Source organism: Streptacidiphilus anmyonensis, from assembly GCF_000787855.1.
GTDB classification, from domain to species: domain Bacteria; phylum Actinomycetota; class Actinomycetes; order Streptomycetales; family Streptomycetaceae; genus Streptacidiphilus; species Streptacidiphilus anmyonensis.
On record NZ_BBPQ01000070.1, the window covers coordinates 28,358 to 45,088 of the forward strand.

General features: G+C 69.4%; 12 protein-coding genes and 2 pseudogenes. 8 read left to right on the forward strand and 6 right to left on the reverse strand.

From position 1 onward, the window contains the following. Positions 1 to 1,406 precede the first annotated feature (1,406 nt). From TR50_RS35225 to phoU, 4 genes are all read left to right on the forward strand, one after another. Positions 1,407 to 3,539, forward strand: a complete 2,133-nt coding sequence (locus TR50_RS35225) for a SpoIIE family protein phosphatase (protein ID WP_160311241.1) — start codon at positions 1,407 to 1,409, stop codon at positions 3,537 to 3,539. A 357-nt stretch (positions 3,540 to 3,896) separates the two neighbouring features. After that, positions 3,897 to 4,475, forward strand: coding sequence for a potassium channel family protein (locus tag TR50_RS35230; RefSeq protein WP_052441706.1), 579 nt, complete (start codon positions 3,897 to 3,899; stop codon positions 4,473 to 4,475). 671 nt (positions 4,476 to 5,146) lie between these two features. After that, a complete protein-coding gene (locus tag TR50_RS35235) occupies positions 5,147 to 5,368 on the forward strand; it encodes a winged helix-turn-helix domain-containing protein (protein WP_042431843.1) in 222 nt (73 codons plus the stop codon). A gap of 171 nt (positions 5,369 to 5,539) precedes the next feature. Continuing rightward, the gene (phoU, locus tag TR50_RS35240; protein WP_042431845.1) at positions 5,540 to 6,214 is read left to right on the forward strand and encodes a phosphate signaling complex protein PhoU; all 675 of its coding nucleotides are present in this window, start codon (positions 5,540 to 5,542) and stop codon (positions 6,212 to 6,214) included. Positions 6,215 to 6,395: 181 nt separating this feature from the next. On the opposite strand, the pseudogene TR50_RS50235 reads toward phoU, so the two are convergent. Beyond that, a pseudogene (locus TR50_RS50235) lies at positions 6,396 to 7,248 on the reverse strand (nitric oxide synthase oxygenase). Next, the gene (locus tag TR50_RS50240; protein WP_084701527.1) at positions 7,212 to 7,376 is read right to left on the reverse strand and encodes a nitric oxide synthase oxygenase; all 165 of its coding nucleotides are present in this window, start codon (positions 7,374 to 7,376) and stop codon (positions 7,212 to 7,214) included. Before TR50_RS50240 ends, TR50_RS50235 begins: the two are co-directional and overlap by 37 nt. On the opposite strand from TR50_RS50240, the gene TR50_RS47275 reads away from it, so the two are divergent. Both TR50_RS47275 and TR50_RS44935 read left to right on the forward strand, forming a co-directional pair. Then, the gene (locus TR50_RS47275) at positions 7,360 to 7,512 is read left to right on the forward strand and encodes a hypothetical protein (protein WP_160311243.1); all 153 of its coding nucleotides are present in this window, start codon (positions 7,360 to 7,362) and stop codon (positions 7,510 to 7,512) included. The genes TR50_RS50240 and TR50_RS47275 overlap by 17 nt on opposite strands. Positions 7,513 to 7,952: 440 nt before the next feature. Next, positions 7,953 to 8,243 carry a winged helix-turn-helix domain-containing protein gene (locus tag TR50_RS44935; protein WP_152648813.1) on the forward strand — a complete coding sequence of 97 codons (291 nt, stop codon included), beginning with the start codon at positions 7,953 to 7,955 and terminating at the stop codon, positions 8,241 to 8,243. Between the two features lie 219 nt (positions 8,244 to 8,462). Here the strand turns inward: TR50_RS44935 and TR50_RS35255 are convergent, their stop codons facing one another. Continuing rightward, a complete protein-coding gene (locus TR50_RS35255) occupies positions 8,463 to 11,207 on the reverse strand; it encodes a glycoside hydrolase family 3 C-terminal domain-containing protein (protein WP_052441709.1) in 2,745 nt (914 codons plus the stop codon). A gap of 364 nt (positions 11,208 to 11,571) precedes the next feature. On the opposite strand from TR50_RS35255, the gene TR50_RS35260 reads away from it, so the two are divergent. Beyond that, positions 11,572 to 12,816 carry an ROK family transcriptional regulator gene (locus TR50_RS35260; RefSeq protein ID WP_084701531.1) on the forward strand — a complete coding sequence of 415 codons (1,245 nt, stop codon included), beginning with the start codon at positions 11,572 to 11,574 and terminating at the stop codon, positions 12,814 to 12,816. 259 nt (positions 12,817 to 13,075) lie between these two features. Then, positions 13,076 to 13,867 (forward strand): universal stress protein, encoded by a 792-nt coding sequence (locus TR50_RS48275; protein WP_084701533.1) that lies wholly within the window; start codon positions 13,076 to 13,078, stop codon positions 13,865 to 13,867. A gap of 319 nt (positions 13,868 to 14,186) precedes the next feature. Here TR50_RS48275 and TR50_RS35270 read toward each other — a convergent pair whose 3' ends face one another. The 3 genes and pseudogenes from TR50_RS35270 to TR50_RS35280 all read right to left on the reverse strand — a co-directional run. Beyond that, a complete protein-coding gene (locus TR50_RS35270; RefSeq protein WP_042431848.1) occupies positions 14,187 to 14,492 on the reverse strand; it encodes a KUP/HAK/KT family potassium transporter in 306 nt (101 codons plus the stop codon). 78 nt (positions 14,493 to 14,570) lie between these two features. After that, positions 14,571 to 15,815: a lipase family protein gene (locus tag TR50_RS35275; RefSeq protein ID WP_042431850.1), complete on the reverse strand. Its 1,245-nt coding sequence runs from the start codon at positions 15,813 to 15,815 to the stop codon at positions 14,571 to 14,573. A 717-nt stretch (positions 15,816 to 16,532) separates the two neighbouring features. Next, positions 16,533 to 16,731: pseudogene (locus TR50_RS35280) on the reverse strand (flotillin); the annotation flags it as partial.

The window sequence follows — 16,731 nt, forward strand, 5'->3', positions numbered from 1 at the left end:
GCTCCCACCCAGTATCTAAGCGTGAACTGCAAGTTGCCGCTGCGTTCGGCCCTGCACCACCGATGGTGCAAACCGGCTGGTGGTTGGGGTTATCGGCGGCTGGCGGAGAGCCGGCCGCCGAAGGCGACGTCGAGGGTCGGGCTGGTGTGCGGCCGTCGACTGTGGTTGTGCTGAGCGTCGACAGCCGCGCCGCCGGTTCAGCTGACGTGGACGGTCACCACGTTGGAGGCGTGCAGGCGCACGGGGTGCTGGTCATTCACGCTCTTCAGGCCTTGCAACAACGCGCCGAATTCCAGGTTGCCGCGGCGCGCGGAGGTGCGCGCTCACCCCGAGTCGCGGTGCGAGAAGTGCCCGCACGGCTACACGATCAGGCACCGGCACGCCCAGGCGGTGCAGACCGAGGAGATGGGGTTGCACCCTGGAGAGGGCCATCGCCCGCCTGATGGAGATCTACCGCGACATGCAGGAGCTTGCAGCGAGGCAATCCAGCAACGCTGAGCGCATCCGCACACAGTTCTCCACCTCGCTGATCTTGAACTGGGTCTTCGCGGTCCGCCCCCTCCCGAACTTGTACGGCGTCAGTCCTGCTCGAGGGCTTCTCGGTAAACCCACTGCACATACTCGGCAGTCTCGCGGACATCGATGAACTGACTCACTACGCCATCCTCGCTCGCTCGAATTCAAACACACGAGCGAACGCCCATGTCCGCAGCACCCTGCGATGACATCGGCAGTTTCACGACGCCGCGGATGCGTGATATCGGATGCACCGCGCTCCCGGCCTGGATGCCAATTCCAGCAGCGACGGCCACGGCGAGTCCCGAGGTTCGTACACCCCCGCGTCGGTGGGGCGGACGCCTGGGTCGCGGTCGAGCCGGACCTGGAGGGCGGATCACCTCCACGTCCGCGGGGGTGATCCGGCGACTCCGCCGTCGCTGATCAAGTAGGCGGCGTCCGCCCCGCCGACGCGGGGGTAAGTCCGCCTACCGGGACTCCTACCTACTGAGTTCGGGATCCGTCCAGCCGACGTAAGAGTGATCCGGAGCTGTTTCCTGGCTTGTCGCCGCTGGCGAGGTCCATCCCGACCGTTCCGGAAGGACCACCTCCCGGTGTCTGCCTCTCCACGGTGCGGGGCTTGAGGACGGGATACGACCCGATGACGTGATCCGCGTCCAGCTCGCCCACCGTTTCGCCAGCTCTTCGCCGGCTCCTCGTATTCGGCCAGCGCCCGGGCCTCGAGCTCGGTGCACTGGTCCCTCGGCGGGAGCGCAAGGGGCTACCGATCGCGCCAGTCCCCGGCAGGCCGGTCGACTCCGGAGAGCCTTCGAAGGCGGCGCGCTGGTGCTCACAATGTCCTGGGCCCGGCCCTGAATCGGGGATCATGTGGCCATGAACGAGGCCGTGGGGTGCTCCGTGATGTCCTGCCAACCAAGCGGCTGGTCGTCTCGTCGAGGGCCGAGGCGGGTGGCCGGGTGGTCTGGCCCGTGAATCCGGTGGAGGAACCAGCCGAGGGGCTGACGCTCGACGCCTTGTTCAGCCAGTCGCCGCTGGGGCTGCACATTTTCGACGCCAACCTGCGGCTGGTGCGTATCAATCCGGCGACGGCGGCTATGCGGGGGCGCGACACCCGGGAACTGGTCGGCCTCTCGTTCCGGGACGTATTCCTGCTGGAGGATCCGGATTCGGTGGAGGCTCTGGCGCGCTCGGTGCTCAAGGACGGGCGGCCCGTGCTGGAACGGCGTGTCCGGGCGTTCATGGACCCGCGCCCGGCACCGGCCCGCACGTATTCGGTGTCGCTGTTCCGGTTGCGGTCGCAGGCAGGGTCAGTCCTTGGGCTCGCAGCGGCCGTGGTGGATGTGACGGAACTAGCGGTGGCGGAGGCCGGCTCACAGATCCTGGGCGCGGTACGCGCACGGGCCGGTGCCTCGCTGGACGCTGTCGATATCTGCCGTCAACTGGCCGATGTCCTGGCGGGGGATATGGCCGATGCGGTGGTCGTGGAGGTCGTCGACGCGTTGATGACAGGCGATGACCCACCGCTTGTCCCACCACCGGAGTTCGTGGCCTTGCACAGCACGGCCGTGAGACGTCGCGGCACCGCATTCGGTAGCGGGCCGTTCGGGTCGTCGCACGTGCCGCGCGCGGCGTCGCCCTTCGGCCTGGCACTGACACGGGGCAGGCCGGTCACGGTCACGCTGGGGGGCGATGCGGCCTGGCTGCACGCCGCCGCCGACCACGCCGCCGCGGTGCGCGGGGCAACGCCCTCTGCGGTCCTGGTGGCGCCGTTCATGCTGCGGGGCACGCTGCTCGGCCTGGTGAGCCTGTACCGGTTCGAGGGGTCGTCCTCCTTCACACAGGAGGACGCGGCTCTGGCCGCGACGGTGGCCGACTACGTCGCACTGTGTCTGGACAACTCGCGCCGCTACACCCGCGAGCACGCGGTCGCCGCCACGGTGCAACGAAGACTCCTGCCGCAGACGCCGCAGACCGCCGTCGGTCTGGAGACCGCACAGGGCCACCTGACGACGCCTACGGCCAGCGGCGGCTGGTACGACGTCATCGCGCTCTCCAGCGCCCGTACCGCGCTCGTCATCGGCGAGGTCGACGGCGCCGGGATCCACACATCCGCCACGATGGGCCAGCTGCGCACCGCGCTGCGGTCCCTGGCATCGCTCGATCTCGAACCGGACGAGCTGCTGGCCCGCCTGGACGAGACCACCCGGCAACTGGCAGCGGAACGACGCGCGCTTCCCGCGGCGGACCCGCTGCGGGAGCAGGCGCTGACGGCGAGCTGCCTCTGCGCGATCTACGACCCGGTATCCCGCACCCTCACTGCGGCCCGCGCCGGCAACCCCGGCCTGGTCTTCGTCTCCCCGGACGGTGCCCTCGTCGACATGGACCTGCCTGACGGGCCGCAGCTTGGGACCTCCGAGACCGCCCCCTTCGCTGCGACCCGGATGCCCGTCCCCGACGGCACCGTGCTGGCACTTACCACACCGGCACTCTTCGCGGCCCTCGGTGCGCAGGGTCTGCACGCCCACCTCGTCCCTGCCGACGGCGGCCCACTGCGTGAGCGGTGCGACCAAGTCCTGCTCGCTTCTGAAGCGGCTGGACAATCGGGAGCCGTGATCCTGCTCCTGAGCCAGGCCACCGGACTGGTCCAGGACGCCGCTGTGGACTGGATCCTGGATGTCGGCGAACGCACCCCGGCACAGGCCCGATCGCTTGTCCGCGTGCAGCTGGGACACTGGGGACTGCCCGCGGAAGTCTCGTACACCACTGAGCTCCTGGTGAGTGAGCTGGTGACCAACGTCGTCCGCTACGGCGTGCCACCGTGCCGCCTCCGCTTGATCCGTTCTGACCGCTTGAGCGTCGAGGTCAGCGACGGCGCGGCTTCCAGCCCCCACCTCCGTCACGCCCGGAACTCGGACGAGGGCGGCCGCGGGCTGTACATCGTGTCGCGAATTGCGGACCGATGGGGCGTCCGGTCCACGACAAGGGGAAAGACGGTGTGGTTCGAACAACGGGTCCGCAGCTGAGAGGACGGTACGCACGGATTGCTGGATCTCACCCTGTCTCAGGATTGACGTGCAGGGCAGGGCAGTCAGCCGGGGCCTGCCGCTACTGTCGCGGCCTGGGATCGAGACAGAAGGCTCCCGCAGCCAGGACTCTGCCCCCGCCCGGCAGGCCACGTCATCGTCCCGGGTGCTGGGGCGCCCAGTCCGCACTCAGGTTCCTTCGCCGCATATCACGTGCGCGAGCTGATGATTCTCCCTCGGCCGTGTGCGGCATGCCGCGTTCGGAGCAATCAGGGGCCGTGGGCCGTTTGGCCGTCATGCTGTTCCTGTTGATGGCGGTCCCGGTCAAGGAGAGACCGTTGGCCTGAGGCGGATGTCATGAATGGCAACACGGGAGCGACGCCCGCGCTTCGTGCCGGGGCGGAGCTGTCCACCGGTGGGGTCGTGTGGATGGCGCTGCGGATCACGGGCTCGGTCGCCCTGCTGACCTCCCTGTACTACCTGCTGCCCTTGGACCACTCCTCGGCGGCGCTCGCGGTGACCATCCTGATCGTCGGGTTGGCTGTGTTCCTGGCCGTGGTCTGCTTCCAGGTCGCCGTGATCGTCCGGTCACCGTTCCCTGGAGCGCGTGCGGTCGAGGCCCTGGCCACCAGCGTGCCGTTCTTCCTGCTCCTGTTCGCCGGCACCTACGTCGCCCTGGCCACGATGTCCCCCGGCAACTTCGGCGGTCACCTCTCACATTCCGACGGCCTGTACTTCAGCGTCACCATCTTCTCGACCGTCGGCTTCGGCGATATCACCGCGAAGTCCCAGACGGCTCGGCTCGTGGTCACCGGGCAGATGATCAGCGACCTGATCGTCCTCGGTCTCGCGATCAAGCTCATCGTTGGGGCGGCCCGGACAGGCGGGCGTCGCGACAGTGGTCGCGACGACGGCACCCCGGAACGACAACAGTGAGCACCCCACGATTGCTCGCCCCGGCTCGCCCGACACCCGGGTGTCGGAGCGACACCGGAGCTGCGCTGTATGGCTGGACGAGACGGCGTCTTCTCCACGGGGACTTGCGGTTCGCGTGACGGCGGTCGCCGCCACAGCCGCAGAATGCGGTCAGCGCGGCATTCCCAGGTGACGACGGCGAGCGAGACAGCCATGGCCCAGTGCGAGCGAACGAGGCCAACAGCCCGTACACCGGGACGCCTCCACGAGCTGGCCGCGAAGGATCTTCCAGCCCGATCCCGTCGGGGCCAACTGGGCGATCGGCCATGAGCAGTACCTACTCAGCGCTGTGTTCGGCCTGCTGTTCGCGGGGCTTGCCAATCCGGGAGGCAGCTACGGGCACCGCGCGTCGCACATCGGCGTCATCGCGCTGGTCGGCACCGGCGCCCTCCCGTCGACCGACCGTCAGGTGGATGAACCGGCAAGGCGCCTCATCTCGGGGGGCGTCATGAACGACGATGGGCGGGCAGTGGTGACCGCCACGTCCCGGGAGCCCCGGTCTGCGCGTCACCCAGCCCACGGGCTTCCGGTTGCTTACTCCGATCTTCCCGGCGTGAGGGAGACTCCCGGTAACGCCGGCCTCCCCTACAACCCTGGCGCCCCCCCGCTCGCTTGCGAGCGTCCTGGATGACATGAGTCGGCGCCTCGTCGGACTTCTCGTCCGCAACCACAACCGGCTCCTCACCCAGGACTACATCCTCGAACGCGTCTGGGGGCTGCATGACGCCCACACCAACTACCTGCGCGTCTTCCTCGTCGCAATCCGCCGCAAGCTCGAACCCGACCCGACCAACCCCCGCTACATCCGCACCTACCCGGGAGCGGTCTGCGCTTCACCCGTGATCGCGCTGTAGTGACCGCAAGGACACGTCAAAGCGAGCCCCTCCGACATACGGAAAGCGTCAAAACGGTCAAGGGCGACAGCCCCGGTGCGCTCGAATGGATCGTCCGAGCAGATCCGGGCTTCCGATGTGCTCAGCGCGCTGCCAGAGCGAGTGCTCCCCCGCGACAGGAAGGTCCTTCACATGCGTGAGGCGTACCACGAGGAACTGACGGCCATCAGCAACGGGCTCGTCGGCATGGCCCGGAAGGTCGCCTCGGCGATGGAGCAGGCTACCGTGGCCCTGCTGGAAGCCGACCTGCGGCTTGCCAGCGCGGTGATCGACGACGACCGCACCGTGGACCGGCTCCACCGCGAACTCGAGGACCGCGCCATCGCCCTGCTGGCCCGCCAGCAGCCGGTGGCCACCGAGCTGCGGATCGTGGTCACAGCGCTGCGCATCAGCGCGGAGGTCGAGCGCTCCGGGGATCTGGCTCGTCACATCGCGGAGCTCGCGCGGATGCGCCACCCGGCGCGCGCCGTTCCCGCGGACCTCCAGGACACGGTCGGCAGCATGGGTGAGCTCGCCCGCAGGCTCATGCTTCAAGCCGCCGACGTCATCGCCTCCAGGAACGTCGAGGACGCGCTGATGCTGGAGCAGGCGGATCAACAGATGAACGAGCTCCACCGCACCGTGTTCGAGCAGCTGCGCGAGACCAACTGGCAGCACGGAATCGAGACCGCCGTCGACGTCGCCCTGGCCGCCCGCTATTGCGAGCGCTACGCGGACCACGCCACTTCCCTGGCCGACAGGGTGGTCTACCTCGTCACCGGGCAGCACATCGACCAGCCGTCCCACATGCTCGCGCTCGCCGAGTAGGCCTGAGCCGATTCGGCGGACTGACTGTACGTCGCCCCACCCGCTGCTGCGGCCGCTGCGCCGCCACTGCGCTCAGATCCATTCCAGTGTTCCAGGCACCACCGACAACGGGCACCCACGCACACCGATCTCCCGGGCCTCAGGGCCCTCGGCTCAGGTCTAGGCGCTGGCGCAGTCGCGATCACTGGATCCAGGTCGTCGACCCCCTCGCGGCAGGAGGGCAAGAAGTCCCGTGCTGCCGGCCAGAACGGCCGTCGCTGCGACCGGCACAGCCACTGTTGCGGTGTTCACCACCATCACGCGGATGTGCGATCGCCGGCTTCCGTGGGCCACATCGGTGGCTGGGGTTCGAAGTTGGGGCAGACTCGGGCGGCGTCGTAACGTCCCACACCGGCGTGACCGAGCCGCTGGTGGCGGGGACGATCGCCGACCAGTCGGCCGGGCAGGCGCGCCCCTGCTTGGTCTCGCGCTCCTCGTGTCGGACGAACTGCTTGGTCGCGAAGTGGTGGTCGATGCTGGACACGCCGTCGCGGTCGAAGGAGTGCAGTACCGCGGAGACCAGCTCGACCAGGGCCCGGTCCCGCCACAGGTTCCGATCGCGGCGAGTGTCCAGCCCCATGCCGCGCAACGTCCTTCAGGCGGTTGTAGCGGTTGGCGTCGGAGATGTTGCGGGCACCGATCTCGGTGCAGGTGTACCAGGCACTGAACGGCGCGAGCAGGTAACGCGGACCGCCCAACTCCAACCGCTGGTCGGATATGGTCGGGAACGCGTGCCAGCGCAGGCCGAGCCCCTCGAACCGGGGCTGGTCGGGATGAGCCAGGCGGACCTCGGGCACGGCGTTCGCGGGGATGTCGAACCAACGGGGCTCGCGACCGGGCCACTGGACCACCAGCGGCAGCAGGTCGAAGTCCCGCCTCGTCCGCGCCAGCCCAGACGCATGACGGTCTCGGTCAGCGCGACGGACGCCGGGTCCCCCTGAACCGATCCGTCGGCGTGTCAGTACCCGGCGTAACGGATCAACTGCCCGTTCCATACCCGGGGGCCCGGGTGGTCCGGCAGGTCGGGCGGGAAGACGCTGAGCAGCAACCGGACTTTGCCTCCGTTCCAGGCGAGCCGTAAGTGCTCGACCAGGGCCCGAACGGCCATGACCCAGTCAGTCATCACCACCCCGGTCGAGCAGACGGAGACGTGGGATCCCCTGTGGGTCCTGCCTCAGGTGCGAGAGGCCGAGGACGAGGACGATGCCGAGCCCAACCTCCACGCGGGCTGCCGAGTCGCCGCGCAGTTCCTGATGTAGTCCGGACCGTGCGAGTCAGGGAATCGAGCATGTGACTGTGATCCTCACCGTCGGCGAACCCCGGCGGCTCCACCCTCTCGGAGCCGATCTGGAGGCTCAGCACTACGACACCCTCCTGGCCGCTGCCGACGCCGAAGCAGTCGCCGAGGTCGCCCGCCAGGAACCCGACGCCGTTGTGCTCGAGCTCGGACCGTCCTACGACGAGGGAATCGACCTGATCCTTCGCCTGCGCACGCTCAGCAGCGTTCCCGTCATCGCCCTGATCGACGGCAGGGACATCGACGCGGACCGCCGCGCTGGACGCGGATGCCGACGACTGCGTCAGCCGACCCTTCGTTCTGGCGGAGCTCCTCGCCCGGTTGCGGGCGGCACTGCGGCGCCCCTGCCTGGGACCCGCCGACAGCCCGACCGCGGTCGCCTGCGGCTCCTACACGGTCGACATGGACCGGGTGACCGTCCAGCCCCGGGACGACGTCACCGAGCCCCTCCCGGCCGTCCACCTCATCCCCACCGAGTGGCGGCTCCTGCGGCAGTTCGTCCGGCATCCCGACCAAGTGCTCACCCACACCGAGTTGCTGACCGCGGTGTGGGGCCCCGGCCACGAGGCGCACGACGAGTACCTGCGCGTCTACCTGAACAGCCTGCGCCGCAAGCTCGAGCCCGACCCCGCCCGTCCACGGCACCTGATCACCGAACCGGGCCTCGGCCACCGCTTCGAACCCGGGCCGTGATCCGCCGCGGCATCGGGAGTGACCACCGCGAATTCGGTGATGGCTGTTGCCTTTCCGCTTGACGAGGGATCAGGGTGGGGCCGGTCGGCGGCTACGGAGTCACGAGGGCTGCCGGAGCCGCCGACGCGGCATCTGAGCGGGTGCCTCAGCGCGGTGATCGCTCAGCCGGGTGGAGGCTGGCTGAGGGACGGCGATCGCCAACTCTGGACCAGGGCGTGGCTAGGGCTTGGTCCACTGCTGGTTGGACGTGTCGTAGCAGTCCCAGATCTGGACCTGGGTCCCGGATCCGCCGTAGCCAGTGTCGTCGAGGCACTTGCCCGACTGAGGATTGATCAATTCGCCGTCGGCCTGGGGCTGCCACACCTGGGCCCCGGTGCCGTTGCAGGTGTACAGCTGCACCAGGGTGCCGTTGGTGGTGCCGCCGCTCCGCACGTCAAGGCACTTGCCGTCAGCGTGGGCCGTGCCGTCGGGCTCTTCGGTCCACTGCTGGCCGTCGGTGCCGTTGCAGTCGTAGACCTGGACCTTGCTTCCGTCACCGTTGTCGTCGCCGGCCAGGTCCAGACACAGGCCCTGGTAGCCGACCAGCGGGGTGGTGGGGATATCGGAGCCGGTGGGGGTGACGGTCCAGGTGAAGCTGGTGGTGGCGAAGGCCCCGGAGGTGCTCCGGGCGGTGAGGGCGACGGTGCTGGTCCCGGCGGAGGTCGGAGTGCCGGTGATGGTTCCGGTCGAGGCGTTGACGGAGGTTCCGGCCGGCAGGCCGGTGGCCACGTAGCTGAGGCCGGTCCCGGTGGCGGTGACCGGCACGGAGACGGCGGTTCCGATGGCGCCTTCCTGCGGTCCGGGGTTGGTGAGGGTGACCGGCTGGCCGAGCTGGCCGGAGGTGATCGGAAGGGTCCCGGTCAGGGGCAGGTTCCGGGAGGAGTCGCCGACGGAGATGGTGTAGTCGCCGGTGCTGGTGGCCCACCCGTTGCTGCCGGTGTTCCAGTACTGCAGATTGCGCTGGGTCAAGGGGAAGGTGACGGTCTTGCTCTGGTGGGGCTGCAGGTCCACCCGGGCGAACCCTTCCAACTGCTTGGACGGCTCGCCGGAGGCCGCAGGATCGGTCACGTAGAGCTGGGCGACCTCGGCGCCCTCACGCGATCCAGTGTTGGTGACGGTGGCGGTGACGGTTGCCTGGCCGCCCTCGGCCAGAGTGCCGACGTGCAGGTCGCTGAAGGCGAAGCCGGTGTACGACAGGCCGTACCCGAACGGGAACAGCGGGGTGAGGTTCTGGGCGTCGTACCAGCGGTATCCGACCTTCTCGCCCTCGGAGTACTGGACCTGGCCGTTCTCTCCCGGCCACTGGGCCGTGGTGTTGGCGGGGACCTGCGACAGCGAGGTGGGGAAGCTGACCGGCAGGTGGCCGGAGGGGTTGACGTCGCCGAACAGCAGCGCGGCGATCGCGTTGCCGTCCTCCTGGCCGGGGTACCAGGCCTCCAGGACGCCCTGCACCGAGTTGAGCCAGGGCATGGTAACGGCCGAGCCGCTGTTGAGCACCACGATCGTGTGCGGGTTCGCGGCGGCCACCGCCGATATCAGTGCGTTGTCGCTGCTGGACAGGTCGATGTCGCCCAGGTCCGAGCCCTCGGACTCGTACTTGCTGGCGAACACCACCGCGACGGACGACGACGCGGCCAAGGAGGCGGCCGAGGCGCTGTCCGTGCCGTCGTCGTAGCCGACCTTGACCCCGCTCCCGGCGCGGTTCGTGATGCCCTGCAACGGCGTCACGGTACCGCTGGAGTTCACGTGCCCGCTGCCGCCGCCCACCGTCAGCGCGCTGCCGGAGGCATCCGCGCCGATCACCGCGATCGAGGACACCGACGACGCCAGCGGCAGGACCGAGCCGCTGTTCTTCAGCAGCACCGTGCCTTCCTCCGACAACTGCCGGGAGGCCGCCACGTCCGAGCTGCTGACGGACGCCGCCGGGGAACCGGTCGGCGCCTTGTCGAACAGGCCGTAGGCGAACATCTGGGTGAGCACCTGGGAGGTCAGCGAGTCCAGCGTCGCCTGGCTCACGGACCCGTTGTCGACGGCCGTGACCAGGTTGGCGCCGCCTGCGCCGTACAGGTCGCCGCCGGGCATGTCCTGGTTCAGCCCGGCATTGGCGGACGCGGCGGCGTCCGGGTTGAACGCGTCGGCACTCCAGTCGGAGGTGACGAACCCGGTGAACCCGAACTGCTTGCGCAGCACCCCGGTCAGCAGTGAGGAGTTCTGGCAGGCGGGGGTGCCGTTGATGACGCTGTAGGAGCACATCACCGAGGAGGCCGCGCCCTGCTGCACCGCGTCCTGGAACGCGGGCAGGTAGATCTCCTGCAGCGTGCGGGGATCGACGATCACGTTGTCGGCGGCGCTGTTGCGGTTGGTCTCGTTGTTGTACGCCGCCAGGTGCTTGACCTGCGCCATGACCCCGGCGGACTGCACCCCCTGGATGTCGGCCGCACCCATGGTGCCGGCGAGGTATGGGTCTTCGCCCAGCGACTCGAAGGCCCGGCCCCAGCGCGGGTCCCGCACGATGTTGATCGTCGGACCCAGGTCGACGTTGGCGCCCTTGGCGGCCTGCTCGGAACCGATGACCTGGCCGTAGCGCTGCTCGGCGGAGGTGTCCCAGGTTGAGGCGGCACTGACCGGTGCGGGCAGCTGGACCCCGGTGAACAGGGAGCTGATCCCGCCGGGGCCGTCGTCCAGGTTCAGAGCCGGGATGCACAGCGACCCGATCGCCTGGGTGAAACCGACATAGCTGGACCCGGACGAACCCGTCAGCAGCGCCGCCTTCTGCTGCGTGCTCATCTGCGCCAGCACCTGGCTGACGCGCTGCGGGATCGGGGCGGCCGAGCCGACCCAGGGGCACGCGGCCGACGCCGCGGCTGCCTTCGGGGCGGCGGACGTCGCGAAGAGCGAGGTGGATCCGGCGGTCAGCGCGACCACCAGGGCAAGGGCCCGCCTCGGCCTGATGCCAGGGCGAGGGCGTGAGCGATGGGTGAACACGGTAACTCCCTTTTCGGGTGGGGAACCCGGCCGCAATCCGGATCAGGGCAGAGGAAAGCCAGTGACCTGGCGCAGTGCAAAGAGACCGCTCAAGTACGGGGTGAGGGGATCAGCAGGTCACTCCGCGCGGCAGCTGTTCGACGCTTGCCGCTGCGCAACGACGGTGAACTCGCCGAACAAGTACGGGAGTCGGATGAGCGATCGCAGTTTCTTGAATGCTCGCTGACACTACGATCGGTCCTAATTGACCGTCAAGAGCCGTAACACTCACCACAATTCTGCCTTTCAGTGGCAGAATCGGCTCATGTCCTCACCCGATCGCCACCCGGCCGTCCCGGACGATCAACCCGCCGCAGCGACGCCCCTCGAAGCCGGCGACGCAACGGCCCTCTCCTCACGCCGCCGGCGAACCCACGAGCACATACTCGCCGCCCTGTCCGAACACGGAGCGCTCAGCCGGGCCGATCTGAGCCGCCTCACCGGGTTGTCGCGCAGCGCGGTCGGACACGCAGTAGGCTTCCTCGCCGACGCAGGCCACCTCACCGAGGACATACCGGCCGGCACAGGCCGTACGCGAGGCCGCCGCCCGACCGTGGTCACCCTGCAACGCAGGCCCGGGGTCGTCCTGGGCATCGACTTCGGCCACTCCCACATCACGGCCGCGACCGCCACCACGTCGGGCACCCTGCTCGCCGAAGCCACCACCGCCCTCGACGTCGACAGCCGGCCGCAGCAGGCCCTCGACGCCGTCACCGACCTGGCCGCCCAGGCACTGGCGCAGTCGGGGCACACGGCAGATCAGATCAAGGGCATCGCCGCCGGAATCCCCGGTCCCCTCGACATCCGCACGCACGTCGTCCGGGCGCCCACGATCCTGCGCGACTGGATCGGCCTCAACCCCGCGCAGGAGCTGTCCCGCAGGTTCGGCCACCCGGTCGCCGTCGCCAACGACGCCGACATGGGAGCACGCGGCGAGCACACCTTCGGCGCCGCCCGCGGATTGGAGGACTTCTTCTACATCAAGGCCTCACACGGCATCGGAGCCGGACTGGTCCTGGCCGGACGCACCTACCGCGGCTCCACCGGCATCGCCGGCGAGATCGGCCACACCCGCCTGGAAGGCGCGACCAATCTGTGCCGGTGCGGCAACCGGGGCTGCCTGGAGACGGTCGTGTCGATCACCGAAGTGCGGCGCGAACTGGCACACGTCCTACCGGCCGAACCCTCGACCGCCGCAGCCGCACCTCCGCCGCCACTGGCGGACCTGGCCACCCAGCCCGCCGCCGCACGCGTCATCACGGACGCCGGACGAACGCTCGGCCTCGTTCTCGCCGACCTGGTCAACTGCCTCAACCCGGCCGCCATCATCATCGGCGGCGAACTCAGCGCGGCCGGAGCGCCCTTGGCCGAGGGTGTCCGCGACTCCATCAACCGCTACGCCCAACCCGCCAGCGCCAACGCCGTCACCGTCACCGTCAGCACCCTCCAACGACGCTCCGAACTGCTCGGCGCCGTCGCCACCGCCATCCAGCACTCAGCTGTCGGCTAGGCCGCGTCCCGCGACAGCGGAGACGGCCGTTGTCCATGCTTGAAGATGCCAGGTCACGAACCAGGAGCGAGAAGGGCTGGACAACGGCGGGTGGTTCACCGTGGCCGTCGTCACACCGGCCACAAGGGTGCGTCAAGAGCCCACGCCGAACCGTTCAGGGCGCGTCAAAGTGGCGAGGGGCCGGTCCGATCATGCGTTGGAATGGCCTGCGGCGGCCCTACGGCCGTCGTCATCTCGTCACAGGAGTAGTGAGTTCGCCATGTCCCACTCGGGGCGCGTCGTCGTCGGAGTCAGCGGAACACCGACCAGCCTGCAGGCACTGCGTACGGCTGTCGCGGAGGCCCGCAGCACGGGGTCGTCACTGGTCGCCGTCCTGGCCTGGACGCCGGTGGGGGGTGAGATCTCCTACCGGCGTGCGCCGTGCCCGCCGCTGCTGCGGCTCTGGGAGGACGAGGCCGCCTGGCGGCTGCGGAACAGCTTCGACGAGGCGCTGGGCGGTGTGCCGCAGGACGTGCCGGTGGAGCTCGTCACGGTCCGAGGGGAGGCCGGCGCTGCACTCGTCGATGTCGCCGACCAGGCCGACGACTTGCTCGTGGTCGGCGCCGGCCCGCGCGGCGCGCGGGCTCGGCTCTTCCACGGTGCGACGACGCGTTACTGCGTCGGGCACGCGGCGTGCCGGGTGCTGAGCGTGCCGGCGCCGGAACTGCTCGCCGCCCTGCCGAGAGCGCTGCCTCACCGGGTGCCTGCGGCACCGCGCGAGCTCACGACGGCCAGTTCTGCCCGCGGCACCCGATCACGTGCCGCGCTGAGGGCTGATCACCGTTCGTCGGGCGTCGGGGCACTCTCGTCGGGCTCGGCGTGCTCCTGGCAGCACAGCCGTCTGCCGCCGAAGCGACGGCGTCAGTCTGGTCGTCACGCCCCACCTGTCCGGCGACGGGAAGGGGGCCGGCGTCCGCCGCCGTCGTGGCGACCGGCTCCTGGCTCACCGCCAAGGAGCAGATGGCGGACACCTACGCCGTACGGCTGGCTGCAGTCGGCATCGCGGCGTTGACGTTCCACCTCGCCGGAACAAGGGGTGTGGCCTGCGGCGCAGGCGCTCGACAAGATCACATCAAGAGCTGGGCGGACGACGTCAGGTTCCCGTCAGGGGGGTGGTCGTCGGTCCCCGACTCGTGTGGAATACCTGACGGCGGGGCTGGCCGCGGCATCGTGCTCACACCACGGCACGCCCTGTCCCCTGAACCCTGCGGGCCCGAGCCGACGGCCCTTTTCGGGCCCGCAGCGGAGAAGCCGTCCGGCCGGGGAGAATGGGAGCGCTGCGCTGCTTCCCTGGCCCCGGCCGGACGGGCTCGTACTGGCCCGTCGCGGCGTCAGACCTCGATGTGCGAGCCCATGATGACCGTGCGGTCGCGGGGCAGGCCGAAGTACTCGGCGGCGTCGCCTGTGATGTAGGACGTGGCGATGAATAGCCGCTTGCGCCACACCGGCATCCTGGGCGCCTTCCCGCGCTGCAGCTCGATCTTGGACAGGAAATAGGAAGCCTGGTCGAGCGACAGCTCCCCCTCCGTCTGGTCCGGTTCCAGCAGCGTCAGCGTGCCGGGGACGTCGGGGGTCTCCATGTAGCCGAAGCGGGCGGCGACGTGGACGATCCCGTCGTCCGCGAAGCCGAGCTCCACAAGGAGCGGAACACCGTCGAGCGCTGATCAAAAGGATCAAGGCCTGGCGGGGCATCGCCACCCCGGTTCGACCAGTTCCTAGGACGGCAGGCGCTCGATGATCCAGCTGCAGAGTTCCTCGGTGATGATGGTGTGCCCGGTGGTGCTGGACGAGCAGCGGAACTCGTCCAGCTCGCTCTCGTCGGGCTCAATGGCGTCGACCTTCGCGTAGAGGTCCTCCTGCCGGTCGATGTCCCGGATCGCGACCGCGCTGACGGTGGGCACGAAGCAGACAGTCGGGCGGTTCAGCTCCGCCTTGCCGCCCTTCGCCGTGAGCTCGTCGGCGACGATTCGGTACGAGTCGAGCGTGCCGCCGGGCGCGCCGTCCAGTTCCGGCAGGCCGCTGGTCTTGACCGTCTTCGTCTTGAACGGGATCAGGCGGCGCAGTTCGGCGACCGTGACGTCGTTGCCGGCGGCCTGGGTGAAGAACGTGGTGCCGGGGAACGCGATCTGTCCGGTGCTCTTCAGTGCGACGTCACCGGGCGGCACGTTGACGCCGGTGCCGTCGCCGGTGCCGTTCGCGACCGCGATCTTGTGCGGGCGCACCGGCCAGCCGCCCATGTCCTCAAGCTCCTTGAGGAAGGCGGTGCGCAGCGGGTCCACGCCGACCGTTTCGGTGTGGCTGTCGTAGTGGCGCCAGAGCAGCTGCCGCGCGGCGTCGCTGTTCATCTGCCTGGCGAAGTCGTTCGCGGTCGGGATGAAGTGCGCGAAGGCCTGGAGGCCGATCGGAATGACCGCGCCGCGGTGCGGGGTGTCGTAGGAGAAGTAGAGCGTGACCCGGTGGTCCATCCGCATCCGCTCAAGCTTGAGCAGCGCGTAACGGGTGACCAGGCCGCCCATGCTGAAGCCGCCGACGGTGAGCGTCGAGTCGTCCAGCTGCTCCGCGATCGTGCGCTGGATGGCGGCGATGGCGGCCTGGGCGTTCTCCTGGATGCTCGCGGCGCGCTCGTTGAAGCCGAGCAGGATGACGGTTCGGCCCTGCTTGCGCAGCGTGCTCAGGAACTTGTACGGCTGTGCGGGGTCGCCGGAGACGCCGCTCTCCAGGCCCTGGGCGAGCCACTGGAGGTCGCTTCGGCCCAAGTTGAAGCCGTCGGCCATGATGACCGGCCGCTCGACACCGGTGCTGCCCTCGCCGTAGTAGACCCAGGCGAAGCCGTTCGGCAACTCCCACTCGGTGTCCCGCTGGTGCACCGGGACGGGGATGATCGGTGCGGAGCTCAGGGGATCAGCGGCGATGTTCCTGCCGTCGAACTGCTCTGCCTGGTTGTCCTGCTGTCCGGACATCGGCCACTCCTCAGGGATCTGCGCACGCCAGTGTGACCCGGTCGAGCCGGGCGGGCTGTCGCACGGGGAAGAACTGTGCTGATGGCCTCATCATGCTCAGATCAGAAAGGAGCTGACGAACGATCAAGTCAGCCATCACTCGCCCGGGTGACATGACATGTAGGGCGTTGGGCCGATCGGCTGTGTATCTGAACGGCTCGTCCGTATGCGGCGGACGGGCGGCGGCGACTGTCCCCATGCTGCTGAAGACCGTCGGCGCTCAGCCCACCCACCCAGCTCCCGCCGGAGGTTGGACATGAAGGTCGGCCTGCACTGGTCCACCGGATCAAGCACGACGGCGAGGGCGAAACCCGCACATTGATCGCAACCCGTTACACGCCCTAGGCCGCCTGCTGGCGCGGAACCACGCCTCTTCGCCGTCGGCGGCCTGTGTCGAGCGCGACCAGCCGGTCCCACTCCGGATCCGGGTGCCCCGGCACCATCCGGCCGGACGCCGCCCACGCCGCCGCGAGCTCAGTGAACAACGGCGTGTCGTCGGGGCAGTCGGCCCTCAGCGAAGGCTCTGGCGCCGGATCCGAAGTGGTCACGCCTGGGGAAACGATGCCACCCCGCTGTAGCCGGGGGCCACAATCGAACTGGCTGGCCGTGGACGACGGCGGCGGTCGGTCCCCCGCGCTCGGAGCGCGCGATGCCCCGGGGATCGGCGGTGGGGTCGTGTCAGTCGACCGGGCCGAGGAGGCGTTTGCGCGGCTCTCCCCCGCCGTCCTCGTGCGTGCGGGTCGTGGCGAGGTTCTGCCGGACCGAGTCGAGGATGGTCAGGCCCTGCCCGACCAGGCCTGCGGCGATCTCCCCGAGTCCGTCCGCGCCGTTGAGCACGTTCACGTTGGCGCCGGCCAGGCCGCCCGCCGCCGCCTTG